A 21,297-nucleotide genomic window follows, 5' to 3' on the forward strand; every position below is an offset into this window, starting at 1 on the left:
ACACTCTCCTGGAGCTGCGGCTGGGGGACGGCGGCTTTTGTCTCCGGCAGTCTAGTTCCGTCCCCGCCGCCGGAAACGACCGCGCCCCCACCCCACCGGTCCCCCACCGCACCCGCGCACCGGCCGCACCCGCGCACCCGCCGCCCGGGCCTGTCCGCCCGCTACCCGAGCTTGTACGCCCGGTGCAGCGCGACGATGCCGCCGGTGAGGTTGCGCCAGGCGACCTTGGACCAGCCGCTCTCCTGCAGCCGGGCGGCCAGCGCGGCCTGGTCGGGCCAGGCCCGGATGGACTCGGCGAGGTACACGTACGCGTCCGGGTTGCTGCTGACCGCGGTGGCGACCGGCGGCAGGGCGCGCATCAGGTACTCGGTGTAGACCGTCCGGAACGGCGTCCAGGTCGGGGTGGAGAACTCGCAGATCACCAGCTTGCCGCCGGGCTTGGTGACCCGCTGCATCTCGCGCAGCGCCTCGTCGGTGTCCTGGACGTTGCGCAGCGCGAAGGAGATCGTCACCGAGTCGAAGGTGTCGTCCGCGAACGGCAGCCGGGTGGCGTCGCCGGCGGTGAGCGCCAGTTCGGGGTGGCGGCTCTTGCCCTCGACGAGCATGCCGACGGAGAAGTCGCACGGGACGACCTGCGCGCCGGCCTCGGCGAAGGGCAGCGAGGAGGTGCCGGTACCGGCCCCGAGGTCGAGCACGAGGTCCCCCGGTCCGGCGGCCACCGCCTCGGCCACCGCCCGGCGCCAGGCACGGGCCTGGCCGAGGGACAGCACGTCGTTGGTGCGGTCGTACTTGGCCGCGACGTCGTCGAACATGGCGGCGACTTCGTGCGGCTGCTTGTCCAGAGAGGCTCGGGTCACGCCCCCATTGTTCACCCTCGCGCCGGCGCCCGGACCAAGGGGGCACGCCGGGGACGTCCGGCACCCGCCGGACGGGACGTCCGGCCCGGGTGAGCCCACCGATCCGAACGGGCCCGTCAACCCGGCCGCCCCCGTCAGTGCTGCGCGCCGGCCGCCCCCGTCAGTGCTGCGCGCGCCGACCGCCCGCGCGCCGTCGGCGCCGGGAGCGCTTGCCGTGGGTTATCGCGGGCATCCCGTCGGCCAGCGCCCCGGTCGCCAGCGCGACGGTGGTGGCCAGCCGGCCCTGCCCGGCGCGGACCGCCAGGGCCCGCCGGTGCCGCCGGATCCGCAGCACACAGATCACGAACATCCCGACCGCGACCGGCACGCTGAAGCGGGCCAGGCCGATACCGACCGGCTGCGGGTAGGTGTCGCCGCAGATCCGCACCGCGCCCGGGTCGTCGGCGGCGTGCTCCAGGCAGATCGGGTCGCCGATCTTGGCGCCGTCGGCGAGCGGCAGCGCGGCGGCGGTGTGGGACTGGCCGCCGGCCCGGTAGCTGACGGCGCTGTAGGAGCCGCCGCCGGTGGGGAGCTGGGTGACGACGCCCTCGGCTCTCACCGGGTGGGCGCCGATCCGGTCGGCCTGGTCGGCCTGGCGCCAACCGAGCAGGCACATGCCGACGGCCAGCACGGCGCTGAGCACGGCGGCGAGGTACCAACCACGGCCCATCCGCGGGGATCGCGGCGGGGGAACGGTCGCGGATCGCATGGTTCCTGTCCTGGCTTGCCGTCGGGGCCTGGGACGTGGCCCCGCCACCCGCGGGCACGGGCGGTGATGTGGTGAGGGTACGGAGTGAGCTGTCCGGGATCGTATCCGCTGGCGGGCCCTCAGGTCACGGCGAAGGGGGAATCACCCCGCCGGGTGGACACCGGAGTTCGGCGGCACACGAAGGAAGTCGCGTACGCCGCAAGGAAGTCCGGCTACCGGCGAGTACGCCGCACCCGCGCCGGTCCCGCTCAGCGCCGCCGGTACACCAACCGCCCGCCCAGCACGGCGGCCAGGCAGCCGCCCGGCAGCGGCGCGGCGAAGCCCTCCCCAACAGCGGGGAACACCACGAAGTCGGCCCGGCCGCCCGCCGCCACCCGCCCGTGCACGGCCGCCGCGAGCGGCAGCACCGCCAACGGGTCCAGCGGACCGCCCCCCGCGTCTCCCGCGCCCCCCGCGCCCCCCGCGTCCAGGGCGCCCGGCAGCACGACCAGCCCGGAGCGCGCCACCGCCGTCCGCACCGCTGCCCGCTCGAACGGCCCGGCCACCGCCGTCACCCCGAAGCCGAGCATCCGCTGCAGCCCGCGCCGGGCGCTCGCCCCGCACCGGGCGTCATCGACTGAGCCGACCAGCCCGTCCGCCACCGGCTCGACGCCGACCTCCTCGCGCGGGTCCGGGTGGTAGTCGCGCTCCAGCAGCCGGTGCCCGTACGGGTTGCGCAGCCCGGGGGTGAGCACGGCGGCGCCCCAGTCCCGCAGCCGCGCCGGCGGGTGCGCGGCGGCCAGCTCCCGGTACGGCCCGACGGCCTCGATCCGGTCGCCGCGCACCAGCACCGCCCCGTCCGGGAGGGACGGGGCGGCGGGATCGGCCGGGTCGGGCAGCACCAGGGCCGCCCGGTGCAGGGTCAGCACGGCGGTGGCCCTGGCCTCAGTTGTCCAGGATCTTCAGCTCGGGGTGCGCGGTGCCGCCCTCGATCGCGGTGGAGGCGATGTGCGAGGCGACCCGCGGGTCCACCGGGTCGTTCGCCGGGTCGTCCAGCACCCGCAGGTGCTCGTACGTGGTCGAGCGCTGCGCCGGGACGCGGTCGGCGGCCCGGATGAGGTGGATCAGCTCGGTGAGGTTGGAGCGGTGCTTGGCGCCGGCCGCCGAGACCACGTTCTCCTCCAGCATGACCGAGCCGAGGTCGTCCGCACCGTAGTGCAGCGACAGCTGGCCGGCCTCCTTGCCGGTGGTGAGCCAGGAGCCCTGGATGTGGGCGACGTTGTCGAGGAACAGGCGGGCGATCGCGATCATCCGCAGGTACTCGAAGACGGTGGCCTGCGTCGAGCCCTTCAGGTGGTTGTTCTGCGGCTGGTAGGTGTACGGGATGAAGGCCCGGAAGCCGCCGGTGCGGTCCTGCACGTCGCGGATCATCCGCAGGTGCTCGATCCGCTCGGCGTTGGTCTCGCCGGTGCCCATCAGCATGGTGGAGGTGGACTCCACGCCGAGGCCGTGCGAGACCTCCATGATCTCCAGCCAGCGCTCGCCGGACTCCTTGAGCGGGGCGATCGCCTTGCGCGGCCGCTCGGGCAGCAGTTCGGCGCCGGCGCCGGCGAAGGAGTCCAGGCCGGCCCGGTGGATCCGGGTGATGGCCTCCTCGATCGAGACGCCCGAGATCCGGGACATGTGCTCGACCTCGGAGGCGCCCAGGGAGTGGATCACCAGCTGCGGGAACTCCGACTTGATCGCCGAGAACGCGCGCTCGTAGTACTCCACGCCGTAGTCCGGGTGGTGGCCGCCCTGGAACATGATCTGGGTGCCGCCCAGTTCGACGGTCTCGGCGCAGCGGCGCAGGATCTCGTCGAGCTCGCGGGACCAGCCCTTGTCGCTCTTCGGCGGCACGTAGAAGGCGCAGAACTTGCACGCCGTCACGCACACGTTGGTGTAGTTGATGTTGCGCTCGATGATGTACGTCGCGATGTGCTCGGTACCGGCGTAGCGACGGCGGCGCACCGCGTCGGCGGCGGAACCGAGCGCGTGCAGCGGCGCCGAGCGGTACAGCTCCAGCGCCTCCTCCGGGGTGATCCGGCCACCGCCGGCGGCCCGGTCGAGCACGGCCTGCAGGTCGGTGCTGGGCGCATCGAGGGTGGTCGCTGCGAGCTCGGTCACCTGGCGGCCTTCTCTCTCTCGGATACTGCTGTTCTCGGCGCTGCCGGACCCCGGACGACGGGCGCCCGGGTACGGCCGAACCAGCCTACGCCAGGCCTTTCCGGCGTCCGCGTCAGCCCGCTGCCCCGTCGACCTTGCGCAGGGTGCCGACCGGGTTCCCGGCCGCCGGGTCGGCGGAGCTGAAGCGGATCGTGCCGTCGCCCTGCAGGGTGAGCGTCTCCGCGTTCGCGCCGCCGGTGCAGGCGCCGGGCAGCGAGGAGCGGACCAGCCGGGAGGCGAACACGAGCTTGGTGTCGGACACCGACCTGAGCGTCCAGGCGCCCTCGCAGCTCAGCGGGATCAGGCCGGTGAGGACGTTGCGGCTGGTGGTGTTCTCCTGGCCGATCGCGGCCGGACCGATGGTGAGCGTGGTGGTGCCGGCGGGCACGCCCTTGTCCGTGACCATGTCCCCGCGCCAGGCGCCCAGGAACCCGGCCGGCACCACGCTCGGCCCGCCCGTCCCGCTGCCCGTCCCACTGCCCGTCCCGGGCGACGGGGCGGCGGAGGTGCGGTCGGCGGCGGTCGGGGACGGCGCCGGCCTCGGCCCCGCGCTCCCGGAACCGCCGTCCCCCGTGGGCGCCGTCGGCCCGGCGACCGCCCCCGGCCCCGGATCCGCCCGGTGCAGCCACGCGTACACCCCGTACCCGCCGCCCCCGAGCGCCAGCAGCGCGAGCACCACCGTCACCGCGAGCCCGGCCCGCCCCGGCCGCCGCCGCCCGGGCTTCGTAGCCTCGCCCGTACCCCCGCCCGTGCCCGCAGCCACACCCGGCACCAGCGTCGGCATCCGCACCACCGGCGGCTCCTCGGCCGCCGCCCCGATCAGCGGCTGTGCCCCGATCAGCGGCTGTGCCCCGACCACCGGCGAAGCCCCGCCCACCACCGGAACCCCCACCGCCGGAACCCCGCCCACCGGCGAAGCCCCGTCCCCCTCCAGATCCAGCAGCCCCACCGCACTGCGCCCCACCGCCGCCGCGAGAGCCGGCGGCAGCCAACCGCCCTGCCCCAGCCGGGCGGTGGCCGTGCCGTCCGGGTCCAGCGCGGCCCGGAGCGCACCCGGGGTGGGGCGAGCGGCCGGGTCCTTGGCCAGGCAGTCGAGGACGAGCGTGCGCAGCGGCCCGGCCAGGTCGGCGACGTCCGGTTCCTCGTGCAGCACCCGGTAGAGCAGGACGGCGGCGCTCACCCCCTCGCCGAAGGGGTGCACCCCGGTGGCGGCGAAGGCGAGGACGGCGCCGAGCGAGAAGACGTCGCCGGCCGGCCCGACGGTCTGCCCGTTCGCCTGCTCGGGCGGCATGAAGCCGGGCGAGCCGACCACGTACCCGGACCGGGTGAAGCCGCTGGTCGCGTCGAGCGCGCGGGCGATCCCGAAGTCGATCAGCCGCGGACCGTCCAGGGTCAGCAGCACGTTGGACGGTTTGACGTCGCGGTGCACCAGGCCGAGCCCGTGGACGTGGGCGAGCGCCTCGGCGAGCCCGACGCCGAGGGCGCGCACGGCCGGCTCGGGCAGCGGCCCGAAGTCCCGGACGGCGTCGCCGAGCGCCGGACCGGCCACGTAACCGGTGGCGACCCAGGGGTGCTCGCCCTCGGTGTCCGCGTCCAGGACAGGCGCGGTCCAGGCGCCGCCGACCTGCCGGGCGGCGGCCACCTCCTGCCGGAAGCGGGCGCGGAATTCGGCGTCGTCCGCGAGTTCGCCGCGCACCACCTTGACGGCCACGGTGCGCCCGCCCGCCGTCCGGCCGAGGTAGACGCGGCCCATGCCGCCCGCGCCGAGCCGCCGCAGCAGCCGGTAGGCGCCCACTTGCCGCGGGTCGTCCGACCCCAGTGCCCGCATGCCCGCCACGCTCCCCTCGCGCCGTGGGCGCGCGGCCGTCCGGCCGCGTCCGCCGCCCCGGGCGCGTCCGGCGGTCGGCCCGCACGACGTGCCCGGGAGCAGACCGTACCGGGCGGGGGCCGCCCCGCGCTCAGCCGACCGGCAGCACCGCCGGCTCCAGCACCGGCTCCGGCCCCGGCGACCCCGGCACGACCGACCCCGGCACGACCGACCCCGGCGCCGCCGACTCCAGCAGCCGCACCGCGACGTCGGGCGCGAAGCCGCTGTCGTGCGCCACCCGCCGGGCGAACTCGGCGACGCCGGCCAGCTGCCGCTCGCCGAGCGAGAAGTCGAGGGCCTCGCTGAAGTACCGCTCCAGCACGTCCGCCCCGAAGGCCTCCCAGCGGGCGGCCTGCTCGGCGACCTTGGCGGCCTCGACCAGCGACAGGTCGCGGGACTCCAGGAAGGCCCGGTGTACGGCCGCCGTCAGGTCCGGCCGGCGCTCGGCGAACTCGCGGCGCACGGCCCAGACGGCGAAGACGAACGGCAGGCCGGTCCACTCCTTCCACATCTCGCCGAGGTCGTGGACGGTCAGCCCGAGGTCGGCGGCCTGCCCGAGGTAGGCGCGCAGCGCCGGGTCGCCGATCAGGACGGCGGCGTCGGCCTCGGCGAGCATCGAGCTCAGGTCGGGCGGGCAGCTGAAGTAGTCCGGGCGGACGCCCTCACGCTCCTCCAGCAGCAGCCGGGCGAGCCGGACGGAGGTGCGGCTGGTGGAGCCGAGGGCGACCCGGCGGCCGTCCAGCTCGGCGAGCGGCACCTTGCTGACGATGAGGCAGGACATCACCGGGCCGTCGCTGCCGACCGCGATGTCGGGCAGGACCAGCAGGTCGTCGGCGTTGCGCAGGTACTCCACGCAGGTGATCGGCCCGATGTCCAGCGAGCCGTCGACGAGCTGGTCGCTCAGCTTCTCCGGGGTGTCCTTGGTGAGGTCGAGATCCAGCAGATTGCCGGTCCTGGCGAGGCCCCAATAGAGGGGGACGCAGTTCAGGAACTGAATGTGGCCGACCCGCGGCCTGACCGGGGCGGCCTCCTGGGGCTCCCGCGTTTGTCCGTCCGCTGCTGCCACTGCGCCGCTCCCTCGTGCCGTTCGTGCGCCTTCCCGCAGCGTATGCCCGGTGCCCGGAAAGGCCCGCACCGGGCACCTGACACGCGGGTCCGGGCCCTTGCGACACGCGCCGTCCGGGCCGCAGTTCACCCCTGGTCGTCACAGCGACCGCATGCTAGCGTTGCCCTCAGTTGCAGTTTGATTCCCCTTGCAGTACTTGAAGCCTGCGGAGCATGTAACCGCAGGCTTTTTGTAGTTTTTCAGCAATATCGAAAAACTTCGGACTCGTCCGGAGGCAGGGCGATCAGCGCAGCGGACCGGGTGCCACACGGTGTGGCCCCGATACGTCCCTCGCAAGGAGAACGGCATGGCCACGGGAACCGTCAAGTGGTTCAACGCTGAGAAGGGCTTCGGCTTCATCGCCCAGGAGGGCGGCGGCCCCGACGTCTTCGTCCACTACTCCGCCATCAACGCGAGCGGCTTCCGCTCGCTGGAGGAGAACCAGGCGGTGAGCTTTGACGTCACCCAGGGCCCGAAGGGCCCGCAGGCGGAGAACGTCGTCGCTATCTGACCATCTTCTGATGTTCTGATCGCTCGGGACCCCACCGGGTCCGTCGACGGCCCCCGACGGCCGTCACCCACGAGCACAAGAGCAACACCCAAGGGGGCCCGCCCGACCGGCGGGCCCCCTGCCTTTTCCCGTTTCCCGTGACGGGGTGCGAGCCGTCGCCGGGGACCTCCCCCGCGGGTCGCCCGAGGGGTGCGACCCGTCACTGCTCCTGAACCGTCACTGCTCCCGGGGCCGGACAGGCCCTAGCGGACGGTCCCCGCGGCGAAGGGGAACCAGTGCTGGTTGTCCCCGCCGGTGCAGTCCCACTGGCGCGCCGGGGCGCCGTCGTCGGTGCGCCAGTCCGCGATCTCCAGGCACTTGCCGCTGTACGCGTTCACCAGGGTGAAGCCGACGGCGGGCACCCAGGTCCAGGTCCAGCTCTGGTTGGCTCCGCCGGTGCAGTCCCACTGGCGGACCGGGGCGCCGTTGTCGGTGCGCCAGTCCGCGATCTCCAGGCACTTGCCGCTGTACGCGTTGGCGAGGCTCCCCGTCCCACCGGACGTCCGGACCCCCTGGGCGTTCCACTGCTGGCTGGTGCCACCGGAGCAGCCCCACTGACGGGCCGGGGCGCCGTTGTCGGTGCGCCAATCGGCGATCTCCAGACACTTGGGGCCGTACGCGACGCCCCAGGTGACCGTGCTCGGGATGGTCTGCACGAACGCGGCGCCCGCGCTGGGCGCGCCGACCGAGAAGAGGAGAGCGGCGCCGAGGGCGCCGGCGAGTATGCGGGCTCTGACAGCCATGCTGGTGACGTCCAGTCAGGAGGAGGGGCTCATGCCGATCCGTGGACCGGCCGCCCCACCCGGACGAAGATCATCCGGCGGGGCGCAGCGGACACCTTAGCGCCGCCGACCCCGCCGGATCACCGGGAACAAGCGAACGGGCCTTCTCCCCGGCCGGGGAGAAGGCCCGTTCGCTTACGTGCGTCAGGCGGCGGCCGCGGCCTTCGCGGAGGCCTGCGCCGGGATGACGGCCGACGGGGCGTCGTCGTACAGGTCGCCGGAGGGGCGGTTGTAGGCGGCGACGTCGAGGATCTTCTCCCGCGAGGCCACCAGGACCGGCACCAGCACCTGGCCCGCGACGTTGGTCGCGGTGCGCATCATGTCGAGGATCGGGTCGATGGCGAGCAGCAGGCCGACGCCCTCCAGGGGCAGGCCCAGGGTGGAGAGGGTGAGCGTCAGCATGATGATCGCGCCGGTGAGGCCCGCGGTGGCGGCCGAGCCGACGACCGAGACGAAGGCGATCAGCAGGTAGTCCCGGATACCGAGGTCGATGTTGTAGACCTGGGCGACGAAGATCGCGGCGATCGCGGGGTAGATCGAGGCGCAGCCGTCCATCTTGGTGGTGGCGCCGAACGGGACGGAGAAGGACGCGTACTCGCTGGGGACCCCGAGGCGCTCGGTGACGCGACGGGTGACCGGCAGGGTGCCGACCGAGGAGCGCGAGACGAAGGCCAGCTGGATGGCGGGCCAGGCGCCCTTGAAGAAGTTCACCGGGTTGAGGCCGGCGGCGAACTTGAGCAGCAGCGAGTAGACCACGAACAGGACCAGCGCGCAGCCGACGTAGATGTCGAGGGTCAGCGTGGCGAAGGGCTTGAGCAGGTCCCAGCCGTACTTGGCGACGGACTTGCCGATCAGGCCGAGGGTGCCGAGCGGGGAGAGCCGGATGACCCACCACAGAGCGGTCTGGGTCAGCTCCAGGACGGACTCGCTGAGCTTGAGCACCGGCTCGGCCTTGCTGCCGAGCTTGATGATCGCCGCGCCGACCACGACCGCCATGAAGACGATCTGCAGCACGTTCACCTTGGCGAAGGCGTCGACGATGTTGGTCGGGAAGATCCCGGTCAGGAAGTCGATCCAGGTGCCCTTGGAGTCGAGCGCCTTGAGCCCCTCGGTCTTGAGGTTGGTGCCCCGGCCCGGGTTGGTCAGCAGGCCGAGGCCCAGACCGACGGCGACCGCGATCAGCGAGGTGACCATGAACCAGAGCAGCGTGCGGGTGGCCAGGCGGGCCGCGTTGGTGACGTTGCGCAGGTTGGCGACGCTCACCACGATCGCGGTGAACACCAGCGGCGGGACGGCCAGCTTGAGCAGCTGGACGAAGATCTTGCCGATGGTCTCCAGGGTGGTGGCCAGCCAGGAGATGTCGGCGGCGCGGGCCAGGTAGCCGAGGCCGACGCCGAGCAGCAGACCGGCGACGATCTGGACCCAGAACGGGGTCTTGCGGATTCTCGCGAGCACGGACGGCGACGGGATCGCCTCGGGCGCTGTGGACATGACGGTGCGGCTCCGGGGGAGGGTGTTGCTGACGGTGGGGTGTGGCGGAGGAGGCGGCACGGCGCGCGGGCCGGGCGGGGAGGTCCCGGCCCCCGGTCAGGGGCGTGCCGCCGGGATACAGCTCATGGCGCGACAACGGCGCGGGCTGTCCACAGCACCGGTCAGAGCGCACGGGCGGGCGGCGCCGGGCAGCGAGCCCCGGCCGTGCTTCCGCGATGCGTCTGAGGTGGTCATGGCCGACACATTAGCAGCAAAGGTTTGAGATGTTCAAAGTAGTTGTTTGAGGTTGAGGCGAGATCCGGACACGAACGAAGCTGACACACCATCAGTTCGCCCCGATAGGCCCGATTGACCACTCAACGGTTATACGTATAACTTAGGCGTCGTCCCCGCCCCCGCCTGCCCAGACCGGAGACGACGCCGATGGGCTATCTCGCCCTGCTCCGCGCCCCCCACGTCAGCCGCCTGCTCCTCGGCACCCTGCTCGGCCGCCTGCCCGCCGGCATGACCGCCCTGGTGATCGCCCTCACCCTGCGCGAGGCCGGCGCGCCGTACGGGCGGATCGGGCTGGCCACCGCCGCGTACGCGATCGCCGCCGCCGTCGGCGGGCCGGTGCTCGGGCGGATCGTGGACCGCACCGGGCAGCCGCGCGTCCTGCTCGCCTCCGCCGTGCTGGCCGGCGGCGGGTACGCGCTGCTCGCCCTCGCCCCCGGCTCCGTGCTCGCCGCCCCGCTCGGCGCCGCGATCGCCGGGCTCGCCATGCCCCCGCTCGAACCCTGCCTGCGCTCGCTCTGGCCGGACGTGGTCGAGGAGGAGCAGCTCGACACGGCCTACGCCTTCGACTCCGCCTCCCAGCAGATCCTCTACGTCGCCGGGCCGCTGGCCGTGGCCGGGATCGCGGGCCTGTTCAGCCCGGTCGCCGCGCTCTGGGTGGCCGCCGGGCTGGGGCTGGCCGGCGCGCTGATCGTCGCCACCACCGCCCCGGCCCGGGCCTGGCGCGCCCCGGCCCGGGCGCACTCCGCCGGACTGCTCGGACCGCTGCGCTCTCCCGGCCTGGTGCTGCTGCTGGTCGGGCTGGCCGGGGCCGGCTGGGCGGTCGGCGCGCAGAACGTGCTGTTCATCGCCTACGCCGAGCACCACGCCGGCGCCCTGCCGGGCGGCGCGGGCACCCTGCTGGCGCTGGCGGCGCTCGGCGGCCTGCTCGGCGCGCTCGCCTACGGTGCGGTGAAGTGGCGCAGCAGTACGGCCACCCGCACCTGGGTGATGGCGCTCGCGATGGCCGCCTCCTACCTGCCGCTGGTGCTGCTGCCCGGGCCGTACCCGATGGCCGCGCTGGCCTTCCTGTCCGGGATCGTGCTGGCGCCGCTGCTGGCCGCGGCGTTCGTGCTGGTCGCCGAGCTGGCGCCGACCGGGACGGTGACCGAGGCGTTCGCCTGGCTGGTGACGCTGTTCGCGACCGGCAACTCGCTCGGCTACGCGGTATCCGGCAACCTCGCCGAGAACTCGCTGCGACCGGTGGCGCTGTGCGCGGCGGGCGGGATCGCGCTCGGCGGCCTGCTGCTGTTCGGCTCCCGGCGCTGGTTCCGGGCGGCGCCGATCGCGCCGATGGCGCAGCCGGTCCCGGTGGGCTGAGGCCCCCACGGACGACCGCGCCCACCGGGGTCTGGCCGGTGGGCGCGGTCCTTTCGCATTCCCCTGCTACTCCGCGGCTCCGGCTACGCGTGCCGCTCCCGCTACTGCGGCACCCCGGCCGCCGGCGCCGTGGAGGAACGCAGCACCAGCGAGGTGGCCAGCGGCGGGACCGGCGACACCCGCTCCCCGCGCAGCAGGCCCGCCAGGGCCGCCACGCCGGCCCGGCCCAGCTCCTCGCCGGGCAGGTCGACGGTGGTCAGCGGCGGGGCCAGCAGCGCCGCCACCGGGACGTTGTCCATGCCGACCACGGACAGGTCGGCCGGCACCCGCAACCCCAGCTCGGCGGCGGCCTGGTAGACCCCGGAGGCGACCACGTCGTCGTCGCAGATCACCGCGCGCGGGTGGTCCGCACGCTCCAGCAGGCGGTGCGCCACGCTCCGCGCGGCCGGCTGGCCCTCGTTCAGGCTGACGCCCAACTCCACGACGTCCAGGCCGAGTTCGGCGGCAGCCTGCTCGAACGCGGCCTGCCGGACCCGGAACGTGTACGCGGAGTGGGTGGAGCGCAGACGCCCGATCCGGCGGTGGCCGAGCCCGGCCAGGTGCTCGACGGCGGCGCGCATCCCACCCGCCACGTCGAGCTCGACGGTCGGCCGGGCCCGGTCGGTGCCCGGGTCGGCGTCCAGGAAGACGGCGGGGGTGTCGGCGGGCAGCTCGCCGAGCTGGCTGTCGTCCGGGGAGCAGATCAGCAGGCCGTCGAAACGGCTGGTGGTGGCGGCCTCGGCCAGGGTGGCACTGCCCCAGCCGGAGCTGACCACGACCGCCAGGCCGTGCCGGCCGGCCTCCTCGTGGACGCCCTCCAGTACCCGGCCGAAGAACGGGCCGAGGATGTTCGGCACCGCGAGCAGGATCATCCCGCTGCGGCCGAGCCGCAGTTGCCGGCCGGCCGCCTGCGGGCGGTAGCCGAGGCTGCGGGCGGCCTCCCGGACCCGTTCCCGGGTGGCGTCGGAGACCCGGCGGCCGGCCTCGGCGCCGGAGAAGACCAGCGAGACGGTGGCTTGGGAGACCCCGGCGAGCCTGGCCACGTCCCGGCCGGTGGGCCGGCGGACCGGGGCCGGCCAGGTGCCGGCCGCGCGCTCGGCGGGCGTCTCGGGCGACTCGGGAGACAGGCCGGACGGCCCAGGCGACTCAGGCGACTCAGGCGACTCAGGCGACTCAGGCGACTCAGGCGACGGGCCGGACGCCCCGGGCGACCCGGGCGCTCCGGAACCGGAGGCCGAAGCGGCGGAGTCGGCGGCGGCGGATGCGGGCACGGCGGCTGCGGTCGCGGGTCCGGCCGGGGTCAGCTCTGCCCGGCGGTGGCCGTCCGGGCGGCCTCGTCGGCGGCGTCCTCCTCGGCGTTCTGCGCGGCGATCCGCTCGGCGGTACGGCTGCGCAGGCCGGAGACCTTGGTGGTGATCTGGGCGGACATCTCGTCGCGCTGCCGGCTCAGCAGCACGTAGCTGAGCGGCGCGGAGGCGATCGCGGCCAGCAGGAACAGGAAGATGACGCCGACCTGGCCGCTGACCGGGATGATCCCGAAGTGCCCGAGCAGCAGGGCGACCAGCAGGCAGCCGAGGAAGATGCTGACCCGCAGGGAGGTGTAGCGAAGCGTGGCGTGCGACTTCTCCGGGCCGGTGCTGCTCACGGGGACACGTCCTTCTCACTGGTCTGGGTGGGGGCCGGTCTCCCAGTGAAGCATGCCTGACGGGCGGCGTGGGGAAGGGGTCGCCGGTCCCCCGCCCACCGCCGCCCACCCGGTGTCCGGATCAACGCAGGTCGAGCCACATGGTGATGTCGTCGCGGTCGTCCCCGGGCGCCACCCGGATCGCGGCCGGCACCCGGCCGACCTCCCGGTAGCCGCAGCGGGCGTAGAAGCGCTCCAGGCCCTGGCCGCCGCGCGCCGTCAGCCGCAGGCCCTCCAGCCCCCACTCCCGGGCGATCCGCTCGGCCTCGGCGAGCAGCCGGACGCCGTAGCCCCGGCCCTGGCGGTCGGGGTGCACCATGACCCGCTTGAGCATCCGCCAGTGCTCCATGAGGTCGAAGCGCATCGACTCGAAGAAGAGCACGCCGACCGGTCGGCCGGTCTCGCTCTCGTGGGCGACCAGCAGCCGGTCCGGACCGTCCGGGTGAACCCCGGCGAACTGGTGATCGGCGGTGTCCCAGACCTCGTCCTCGGTGACCGGCGCCACGAAGCCGACCGCGCCGCCGGCGTTGGTGACGTCGGCCCACAGCCGGACGACGGCGGTGCGCAGGTCGGGGTCGGGCTTCGGGTCAAGGGTGAAGGTGAGCGCCATGGTTGCGGAGCCTGGCTTTCCGCTACGGCACCGGGGCGTCCGGTCCGGCACCCGGTCCGCCGACGGGCCTGCCACCCCGGCCGCCGGCGGACCCGGCACCCCGGCCACCGGCTGACCTACGACAGCGCCGGGACCGCCCGGTCCGTCCGCCCGGTGCGCAGCGCCAGGCAGAGCCCGACCGCGATCGCGCACAGCGCGCCGGCGCCGTACCAGGTGAGGTCGTAGTTCCCGAGCGCGTCGCGGGCCAGGCCCGCCAGCCCGGCGACGACGGCCGCGCCGATCTGGTGGCTGGCCAGCACCCAGCCGAAGACGATCGGGGCGTCCTCGCCGAAGTGCCGGCGGCACAGCGCGACGGTCGGCGGCACGGTGGCCACCCAGTCCAGGCCGTAGAAGATGACGAAGGCCAGGATCGGCGGCTCCAGCGAGCCGGCGAGCAGCTGCGGCAGCAGGAGCAGCGAGAGTCCGCGCAGCCCGTAGTAGACGACCAGCAGGAGCCGGGAGTCGACCCGGTCGGTGAGCCAGCCGCTGAAGATGGTGCCGGCCACGTCGAACAGGCCGATCAGGGCGAGCAGGCTGGCCGCCGTGGTCACCGGCATGCCGTGGTCGTGCGCGGCCGGGATGAAGTGGGTGCCGACCAGGCCTGCGGTGGTGGCGCCGCAGATCGCGAAGGAGCCGGCCAGCAGCCAGAACGCCCGGCTGCGGGCGGCGTCCCGCAGCACCCGCAGCGAGCGGGCCAGCGCGCGGGTGTCGGCGGCGGGGGCCGGAGGCTCCTCGGTCGCGCCGTACGGGAACAGGCCGAGGTCGGCGGGCCGTTCGCGCATCAGCAGCAGGACCGGGACGGCGACCGCGCTGGCCGCGAGCGAGACCACGACCACCGCCGAGCGCCAGCCGTGGTGCTCGACCAGCCAGGCGCCGACCGGCAGGAAGACCAGGTTTCCCGCCGCCCCGGCGGCCGTCAGCACGCCGGTGACCAGGCCCTGGCGGGCCTGGAACCAGCGGCCGGTGATGGTGGTGGCGAAGGCGCCGGCCATCGAGCCGCTGCCCAGGCCCACCAACACGCCCCAGCAGAGCACCAGTTGCCAGGGCTCGCGCATCAGCATGGTGAGCCCGGAGCCGACCGAGATGGTCAGCAGCGCGCAGACCACCACCAGGCGCACGCCGAAACGGTCCATCAGGGCGGCGGCGAAGGGGGCGGTGAGGCCGTAGAGGGTCAGGTTGACGGAGGTGGCGCTGGATATCGTCCCGAGCGACCAGCCGAACTCGTTGTGCAGGGCGTCCATCATCAGGCTGGGCGTGGACCGGAAGCCGGCCGAGCCGAGCAGGACCAGCAGCGAGACGCCGGCCACCACCCAGGCGTAGTGCACCCGGGGGCGCCTGGTGGGGGCGGGTCCGTCGGACGTGGGTGTGGGGGCGAGGGCGTTGCGTTCGGTCACACGGACGAGTGTCCCGGGGCGCCGGGACCGCGACGAGTGGCCTGAATGACAGCTTTCGCAAGAATCGGGCCATGGCCCGGCATACCCTGGCCCGGACCGCCAACAGCACCGGAGGGGAACGTCATGGCACACCTGGTCGCGGTACTCGCCCTCGACGGCGTGATCGCCTTCGAACTCGGCATCCCCGCCCGCATCTTCGGCGGCGCCAAGGACCCGGTCGGCCGGCCGCTCTACGAGGTCGCCACCTGCACGCTGGACGGCCGGCCGATCGCCACCAGCGCCGATTTCCGGATCGCCGTCGACCACGGCCCCGAACTCCTGGAGCGGGCCGACACGGTGGTGATCCCGGCCTCCGCCGACTCCAGCCCGGCCACCGTCGACGCCTCCTTCACCCCCGCCCTGGCCGCCGCGCTGGCCCGGATCCGGCCCGGCACCCGGCTGATGTCGATCTGCACCGGCTCCTTCCTGCTGGCCGCCGCCGGGCTGCTGGACGGCCGCCCGGCCACCACCCACTGGCGCTACACCCGGCGCTTCGCCGAGCTGTACCCGAAGGTGCGCCTCGACCCCGACGTGCTCTACACCGACGACGGCGACGTCCTCACCTCCGGCGGGGTGGCCGCCGGGGTGGACCTGTGCCTGCACGTGGTCCGCCGCGACCACGGCAGCGCGGTGGCCAACGCGGTGGCCCGCAACTGCCTGGTGCCGCCGTGGCGCGAGGGCGGGCAGAAGCAGTACGTCGAGGCCCCGAGCCCGGTGGACCCGAGCGGCCACGGCACCGCCGCCGTCCGCGCCTGGGCGCTGGAACGCCTGGACCAGCCGCTGGCGCTGCGCCAGCTCGCCGACCGGGCGGGCATGAGCGTGCGGACCTTCACCCGGCGCTTCCGCGAGGAGACCGGGGCCAGCCCCGGCCAGTGGCTCACCGTGCAGCGCACCGAGCGGGCCCGCCAGTTGCTGGAGCGCACCGACCTGACGATCGACCAGGTGGCCCGGGAGTCCGGATTCGGCACCGCCGCCTCGCTCCGGCTCCAGCTGCGCGGCCGGCTGGACGTCGCACCCAGCGCCTACCGGCGCACCTTCCGCGCGGTTCCCGGGTGACGTCCGGACGACTCCCGAGTGGCTCCCGAGCGGTTCCCCGGCGGTTCCGGACGACTCCCGGGTGAACTCCCGGCGATCCTCGGCCAAGTGGCCGGAAAGTGCCGCAGTACGGCGGCGGATCGGATGGCGGCGAGCCGCGCGCACCCCGAGCACGGCGCGGCAGGCCGCCATCCAATCGCGACGCGCGGGCCCTGAACCCGCGCCGCGCACTCCGTACTCGCCAAGGAGCGCCCGCAACCGGCGTCCACGGCCCCCCTGCTGACGCGGTCCCCCTGGACAACAGCACCGCGGCGGCGTTCGGGCGTCCCCTCGGCGTCCCCTCACAACGGAGAGCCGCACCCAAGCGTGATCAGTCGGATACGTCACGTCAATGGGTAGTCCGAAATTCGGAATGGTTGCGTCAACTTTCGGCCGGTGATCTCCGCCGGCGGTCTCCACCATCGATCACCGGCGGAATCAGCCGGGCCCGGTCGGGACCGGCCGCGGGAGCAGCCCCGGACCCACCACTACTGCGCCAGCGCCGCCCAGTCCACGCCCGCCAGCGGGTCCGCCGACCGGGCCTCGGCCCCGATCTCGCACCACACCCGCTTGCCCGAGCCGTCCGGGTACCAGCCCCAGCGCTCGCAGAGCAGCTCGACCAGCTCCAGGCCGCGCCCGTTGGTCGCGTCCTCGTCCGCCCCGGCGTGTCGCGGGGCGGGGGCCGCCTGACTCGCGTCGGCGACCTCCACCCGCAACGGGCCCGGTGGCTCACCGGCCGCCGGGTCCTCCTCCACCGGCAGGCAGAGCCGCAGCACGGCCGGACACCCGGTGTGCACCACGGCGTTGGTCACCAGCTCGGAGACCACCAGCACCACCGTCTCGGCGACCGGCGCATCCGGGTCCAGCCCGTGGTTCAGCAGCCGCGAGAGCACCCACCGGCGGGCCCGGCCGACCTCTGCGGGGTCAGCCTGCACCGCCAGCTGTACCTGAAGAACCTGCACCGCTCCACCACCCGCACTCGCAGTTCGGCCATCGTCCCGATCGGGCCGGATCGTCCAGCCGGCGGGCCCCGCACGTCGCCCGGTGCCACCCGAGCCCTCACCCGGGCTCCCGAGCGGCGCTCACCCGGCCTGTCCCGCCCGAGCCGGCTCGTCCGTCGCACCCTGGCCTCGACTCGAATACGCCTCAGGATGAGTGGGCGGACGGGCCGCAGCAAGCGCTTCGGGCATATTCCAGCGATCGGGGGACAGGGCAGTGCATACTGTCCCGCTCACTCTCGCGAGCCTCGTACCGGCACTCGTCCGGCCCGGGCCGACCGGCCGGTCCCGCCGTGGCGAACCTACCGCCGGACGCCCCGGACGCCCGGCCCGCCACTCGCGAACCACCCGTGCGACATATGTCCAACGGCCTTCGAACATCATCATCGACGGACCGTCCCACGAGCGGACCGTCCCACCGGCGGACCGCCGAACCGGTCGAACCGGTCGAACCGGTCGAACCACGTGACGATCCGCAAGCCCGGGTTCCGTTCTTCGGGGAATCGTCCCGCCGCCGACCGGCCGCAAGATACCGTTGGGTACGCCAGCGAACCCGGGCAGGAGGGTGGTTCCCGATGGCCACCCCCGACGGCGCGCCGCGCTGGGACGAGCAGCTCCAACGCCGCCTCGCCCGCGGCGAGGAGACCGCGCTCGGCGAACTCTACGACCAGCTCGCGCCGATGGTGCACGGCCTGGCCGGGCGGATACTCGCCGACCAGGCCGCCGCCGCCCAGCTCACCCGGGAGATATTCGCCCACGTCTGGGAGCACCCCGAGGACTTCGACCCCGCCCAGGGCTCGCTGCGCTCCTGGCTCGGCGCGCTCACCCACCGCCGCGCGGTCGAGCGGCTGCGGGTGCGGCGGGCCGCCGAGCGGGCACCGGGCGGCGGCCCGAGCGGCGGCCCGGGCAGCGGCCTCGGCGCCGGCCTGGGCGGAGGACGGGACGGCGGCGAGGGCGCGGCCGAGGCGGAGATCCGCGCCGTGGCCACCGCCGCGCGCATGCAGTACGTGGTCGACTCCCTGCCCCAACCCCTGCGTGAGACCATCGCGGTGACGTACTACGACGGCCGCACCTACCAGGAGACGGCCCGGCTGCTCGGCATCAGCGAGCAGGCCGCCAAGCAGCGGATGCGGCTCGGCCTGGAACTGCTGGCCACCGAACTGGCCGACGAGCGCGCCCGACACGACGAGCGGCCCGACGACCCGCACGGCGACCGGCACGACAATCGGCACGACGACCCGCACGGCAATCGGCACGACGACGGGGACGGGGGCACGTGAGCACCACCGAGGAGCGGCACGACGCCCTGCGCTCCCTGCTCGGCGCCTGGGCCCTCGGCGCCTGCCCGAGCCGCGAGGCCGCCGAGTTCGAACGGCATCTGCGCGCCTGCCCGGAGTGCGCCGAGGAGGCCGCCCGGCTGCGCGAGGCGGCCGGCTGGCTCGCCCTGGACGAGCCGCTCGACCAGCCCGGCTCGCTGCGCCAGCAGGTGCTCGACTGGTGCCTGGCCCGCCGCCCGGCCGAACTGCCCGTCCCCGCCTGGGGCGTGCCGTACACCGCGGAGACCGCCAAGCTCGACGCGCTGCTGCGCGACCTCGGCCCGGAGGAGTGGCAGGAGGTGGCCGACCTGCCGTGGCACGGCGGCACCGGGCACCTGCGCCCGGCCGAGGTGCTGTGCCATCTCGCCGCCGTGGACGGCTACCTGGCGCTCGCCCTCGGCCTGCCCGACCCGGTGCCGGCCGGCCCGGGCGCCACGCCCGCCCCGGGCGAGCGGCGGGTGCCGCCGCAGGAGCCGGCCGCGCACCCACCGACGCCCCGGGTCCCGCCGCAGGGCGGACCGTACGCCGGGATCACCGCGCGCACCGCCCGGCTGACCGCCGACCAGGCCGAGCTCCCACCGCAGTCGGTACGCGCCCGCTGGCGGCGGCAGACCCACGACCTGGTACGCAGCGCCGCGCTCGCCCCGCAGGGCAACACCCCCGTCGACTACGGCTTCGCCGTGCTGCCGCTGCGCGACGCCTTCGTGGACCGCGCCTTCGAGTGCTACGTGCACGGCGAGGACGTGGCCCGCGCGGTCGCCTACCCGTACTCCCCGCCGGCGCCGCAGCACCTGCGGCAGATGGTGGATCTGGCGGTCCGGATGCTCCCGCGGGCACTGGCCGAGCTGCGCGCCGCCCGCGCCGCCGCCGCGCCCGCCGGGGCGCCGGCCCTCCCGCCCGGTACGGGGCAGGGCTGCCGACGGCTGCGGCTGGTGATCGACGGCCCGGCGAGCGGCGAGTGGCTGATACCGCTGGACGGGCCGGAGTCGGGGCCGTCCGGCGGCGAGCCGGTGGCCTCGATGGTGCTGGACGGCCTGGAGCTCTGCCAGTTGGCCGCCGCGCACCGCGACCCGGACCGGCTGCCGGTCGGCGAGCACGGCGACCGGGCCGCGATCCGCGAGGTGCTGCACGCCCTGCCGCTGCTCTCGCGGCCTTAGGCCCGAGGGCCTGCGCACCCTCGGGACCTAGCCGAAGACCACCGTGCGGGTGCCGTTCAGCAGCACCCGGTGCTCGCTGTGCCACTTCACCGCGCGGGCCAGCGCCTGGCACTCGACGTCCCGGCCGAGCGCGACCAGCTGGTCCGGGGTGATGTCGTGGGTCACCCGGGCCACCTCCTGCTCGATGATCGGGCCCTCGTCGAGGTCGGCGGTGACGTAGTGCGCGGTGGCACCGATCAGCTTCACACCCCGGGCGTGCGCCTGGTGGTAGGGCTTGGCGCCCTTGAAGCTCGGCAGGAAGGAGTGGTGGATGTTGATCACCCGGCCGGACAACGCGGTGCACAGCTGGTCCGAGAGCACCTGCATGTAGCGGGCCAGCACGACCAGTTCGACGTCCTCCTTGGCGACCAGGTCCAGCAGCTGCTGCTCGGCGTCGGCCTTGGTGTCCCGGGTGACCGGGATGTGGTGGAACGGGACGCCGTAGCTCTCGGTCAGGTCGCGCAGGTCGGTGTGGTTGGACACCACCGCGGCGATCTCCACCGGCAGGGCGCCGATCCGGGTGCGGTAGAGCAGGTCGTTCAGGCAGTGCCCGAACTTGCTGACCATGAGGACGATCCGCATCCGCTGCTCGGTCGGGTGGATCTGCCAGTCCATCCCGAACGAGGCGCCGATCGCGGCGAAGCTGGCCCGCAGCTTGTCGGCGGTGACCGGCTCGCTGGCGGAGAAGTGCACCCGCATGAAGAACAGCCCGCTGTCGCCGTCCCCGAACTGCTGGCTGTCGATGATGTTGCAGCCGGTCATGAAGAGGTAGCTGGAGACGGCGTGGACGATGCCCTGCTTGTCGGGGCAGGACAGCGTGAGGACGTACTGGGCGCTGGCCGGCTGCTGGTCCACTGGGGGGTATCCCGTCCTGAGGTCGTGGCGTTTCTGGATGGTCCAGCGTGTCACATCCTGGACGGTCGCCGCCCCGCTGCCCGTACTGCGGGACGGCGCTGCTCAGCGCTGTGACCAGGTGCCCGACCGACCGTCCGGCCGGGCGCCCCGGCTCAGACCTGGGTGAGGATGCGCAGCACGTCCAGCGACTTGGGCGCCGCGTCCGGGTCGTCCCCGTCGTTCACCGCCAGCGCGACGTGCGCCTCGCGCGCGGCCCGGACCGCCTCCGGCCACCCGGGGTGGCCGAGGTAGGCGGAGGCCGGGGCGTCCGCGCCGACCTCGTGCAGCAGCTGGACCACCCGCAGCACCGCCACGTCGACCAGGGCGGCCTCGGTGGAGTCGCGGAAGATCGTGCCCACGTACTTCTCGGCCGACCAGCGGTCCAGCCAGGTGTCCTCGACCAGCCGGTAGACGGCGTCGGTGACGTCGCCGTACCCCTCCCGGCCGATCAGCCAGGTCTCCTGCTGGAAGCCGGGGTCGGACAGCATGTGCAGCGCCGAGCGCAGTCGGGCTCGCCAGCGCCACCAGGGCAGGTCGTTGAGCGGCATGCCGCCCATCGTGCTGGAGCGGTGGCCCGGACGAGAAGGGTTTCGGGCAGACCGGTGCGAAGAATCTGTGCTGGCGGACATGAAGAACGATCGTACGTTCCCCGTCCGTTCGTGCTCCACTCCCGATCTACACGCGTACCGCCCCGGAGTTCGGCTCACGTTTTCCGACCGTTCGCACTTCGGCCCTCTCGACGTGTGACACCGGGGCTTGGCTTGCTCCGGTGCGCCGGATGGCGCCCCAGAGAGGGAA

Annotated in this window: 20 protein-coding genes; 5 read left to right on the forward strand and 15 right to left on the reverse strand. The window is 74.2% G+C overall.

The window, feature by feature from the left end; genetic code table 11:
- Nucleotides 1-161: 161 nt before the first annotated feature.
- From ACIO5E_RS30100 to ACIO5E_RS30125, 6 genes are all read right to left on the reverse strand, one after another.
- Nucleotides 162-857 carry a demethylmenaquinone methyltransferase gene (locus ACIO5E_RS30100; protein ID WP_400673840.1) on the reverse strand — a complete coding sequence of 232 codons (696 nt, stop codon included), beginning with the start codon at nt 855-857 and terminating at the stop codon, nt 162-164.
- Nucleotides 858-1,017: 160 nt separating this feature from the next.
- On the reverse strand, nt 1,018-1,605 hold the full coding sequence (locus tag ACIO5E_RS30105; protein ID WP_400673842.1) for a hypothetical protein: 588 nt from the start codon (nt 1,603-1,605) through the stop codon (nt 1,018-1,020).
- Nucleotides 1,606-1,853: 248 nt separating this feature from the next.
- Nucleotides 1,854-2,513: an imidazolonepropionase-like domain-containing protein gene (locus ACIO5E_RS30110; RefSeq protein ID WP_400673844.1), complete on the reverse strand. Its 660-nt coding sequence runs from the start codon at nt 2,511-2,513 to the stop codon at nt 1,854-1,856.
- Nucleotides 2,514-2,529: 16 nt separating this feature from the next.
- Nucleotides 2,530-3,750: a cyclic dehypoxanthinyl futalosine synthase gene (mqnC, locus tag ACIO5E_RS30115; protein ID WP_400673846.1), complete on the reverse strand. Its 1,221-nt coding sequence runs from the start codon at nt 3,748-3,750 to the stop codon at nt 2,530-2,532.
- A 112-nt stretch (nt 3,751-3,862) separates the two neighbouring features.
- The gene (locus tag ACIO5E_RS30120) at nt 3,863-5,617 is read right to left on the reverse strand and encodes a serine/threonine-protein kinase (RefSeq protein ID WP_400673849.1); all 1,755 of its coding nucleotides are present in this window, start codon (nt 5,615-5,617) and stop codon (nt 3,863-3,865) included.
- Between the two features lie 130 nt (nt 5,618-5,747).
- Entirely contained in the window at nt 5,748-6,722 is a 975-nt protein-coding gene (locus ACIO5E_RS30125; protein ID WP_400673851.1) for a menaquinone biosynthetic enzyme MqnA/MqnD family protein, read from the reverse strand.
- Nucleotides 6,723-7,068: 346 nt separating this feature from the next.
- Between ACIO5E_RS30125 and ACIO5E_RS30130 the strand changes: the two genes are divergently transcribed.
- Nucleotides 7,069-7,272, forward strand: a complete 204-nt coding sequence (locus ACIO5E_RS30130; protein ID WP_031063656.1) for a cold-shock protein — start codon at nt 7,069-7,071, stop codon at nt 7,270-7,272.
- A 242-nt stretch (nt 7,273-7,514) separates the two neighbouring features.
- Here the strand turns inward: ACIO5E_RS30130 and ACIO5E_RS30135 are convergent, their stop codons facing one another.
- Nucleotides 7,515-8,054, reverse strand: a complete 540-nt coding sequence (locus ACIO5E_RS30135) for an RICIN domain-containing protein (RefSeq protein WP_400673854.1) — start codon at nt 8,052-8,054, stop codon at nt 7,515-7,517.
- A gap of 183 nt (nt 8,055-8,237) precedes the next feature.
- Complete coding sequence (locus tag ACIO5E_RS30140; protein ID WP_400673857.1) at nt 8,238-9,584, reverse strand: dicarboxylate/amino acid:cation symporter; 1,347 nt, start codon at nt 9,582-9,584, stop codon at nt 8,238-8,240.
- Between the two features lie 423 nt (nt 9,585-10,007).
- On the opposite strand from ACIO5E_RS30140, the gene ACIO5E_RS30145 reads away from it, so the two are divergent.
- Nucleotides 10,008-11,216 carry an MFS transporter gene (locus ACIO5E_RS30145; protein WP_400673859.1) on the forward strand — a complete coding sequence of 403 codons (1,209 nt, stop codon included), beginning with the start codon at nt 10,008-10,010 and terminating at the stop codon, nt 11,214-11,216.
- Between the two features lie 101 nt (nt 11,217-11,317).
- Here ACIO5E_RS30145 and ACIO5E_RS30150 read toward each other — a convergent pair whose 3' ends face one another.
- The 4 genes from ACIO5E_RS30150 to ACIO5E_RS30165 all read right to left on the reverse strand — a co-directional run bounded on the left by ACIO5E_RS30150 (nt 11,318) and on the right by ACIO5E_RS30165 (nt 14,982).
- The gene (locus ACIO5E_RS30150) at nt 11,318-12,298 is read right to left on the reverse strand and encodes a LacI family DNA-binding transcriptional regulator (protein WP_400673862.1); all 981 of its coding nucleotides are present in this window, start codon (nt 12,296-12,298) and stop codon (nt 11,318-11,320) included.
- Between the two features lie 257 nt (nt 12,299-12,555).
- Entirely contained in the window at nt 12,556-12,900 is a 345-nt protein-coding gene (locus ACIO5E_RS30155; RefSeq protein WP_400673864.1) for a DUF4229 domain-containing protein, read from the reverse strand.
- Nucleotides 12,901-13,021: 121 nt separating this feature from the next.
- A complete protein-coding gene (locus tag ACIO5E_RS30160; RefSeq protein ID WP_400673867.1) occupies nt 13,022-13,549 on the reverse strand; it encodes a GNAT family N-acetyltransferase in 528 nt (175 codons plus the stop codon).
- 116 nt (nt 13,550-13,665) lie between these two features.
- Entirely contained in the window at nt 13,666-14,982 is a 1,317-nt protein-coding gene (locus ACIO5E_RS30165) for an MFS transporter (RefSeq protein WP_400673869.1), read from the reverse strand.
- A gap of 123 nt (nt 14,983-15,105) precedes the next feature.
- On the opposite strand from ACIO5E_RS30165, the gene ACIO5E_RS30170 reads away from it, so the two are divergent.
- On the forward strand, nt 15,106-16,077 hold the full coding sequence (locus ACIO5E_RS30170) for a GlxA family transcriptional regulator (protein ID WP_400673871.1): 972 nt from the start codon (nt 15,106-15,108) through the stop codon (nt 16,075-16,077).
- A 506-nt stretch (nt 16,078-16,583) separates the two neighbouring features.
- On the opposite strand, the gene ACIO5E_RS30175 is transcribed toward ACIO5E_RS30170, so the two are convergent.
- Nucleotides 16,584-17,057, reverse strand: a complete 474-nt coding sequence (locus ACIO5E_RS30175) for an ATP-binding protein (RefSeq protein ID WP_400673873.1) — start codon at nt 17,055-17,057, stop codon at nt 16,584-16,586.
- Nucleotides 17,058-17,668: 611 nt separating this feature from the next.
- Here ACIO5E_RS30175 and ACIO5E_RS30180 point away from each other — a divergent pair.
- Nucleotides 17,669-18,373 carry a sigma-70 family RNA polymerase sigma factor gene (locus ACIO5E_RS30180; protein WP_400673875.1) on the forward strand — a complete coding sequence of 235 codons (705 nt, stop codon included), beginning with the start codon at nt 17,669-17,671 and terminating at the stop codon, nt 18,371-18,373.
- Nucleotides 18,370-19,566, forward strand: a complete 1,197-nt coding sequence (locus tag ACIO5E_RS30185; protein WP_400673877.1) for a zf-HC2 domain-containing protein — start codon at nt 18,370-18,372, stop codon at nt 19,564-19,566. Before ACIO5E_RS30180 ends, ACIO5E_RS30185 begins: the two co-directional genes overlap by 4 nt.
- 27 nt (nt 19,567-19,593) lie before the next feature.
- On the opposite strand, the gene purU is transcribed toward ACIO5E_RS30185, so the two are convergent.
- Both purU and ACIO5E_RS30195 read right to left on the reverse strand, forming a co-directional pair.
- Nucleotides 19,594-20,460, reverse strand: a complete 867-nt coding sequence (purU, locus tag ACIO5E_RS30190; RefSeq protein ID WP_400673879.1) for a formyltetrahydrofolate deformylase — start codon at nt 20,458-20,460, stop codon at nt 19,594-19,596.
- A 152-nt stretch (nt 20,461-20,612) separates the two neighbouring features.
- On the reverse strand, nt 20,613-21,128 hold the full coding sequence (locus ACIO5E_RS30195) for a hypothetical protein (RefSeq protein ID WP_400673881.1): 516 nt from the start codon (nt 21,126-21,128) through the stop codon (nt 20,613-20,615).
- Nucleotides 21,129-21,297 lie beyond the last annotated feature (169 nt).

The organism is Kitasatospora sp. NPDC087314, from assembly GCF_044744365.1.
Lineage (GTDB): Bacteria > Actinomycetota > Actinomycetes > Streptomycetales > Streptomycetaceae > Kitasatospora.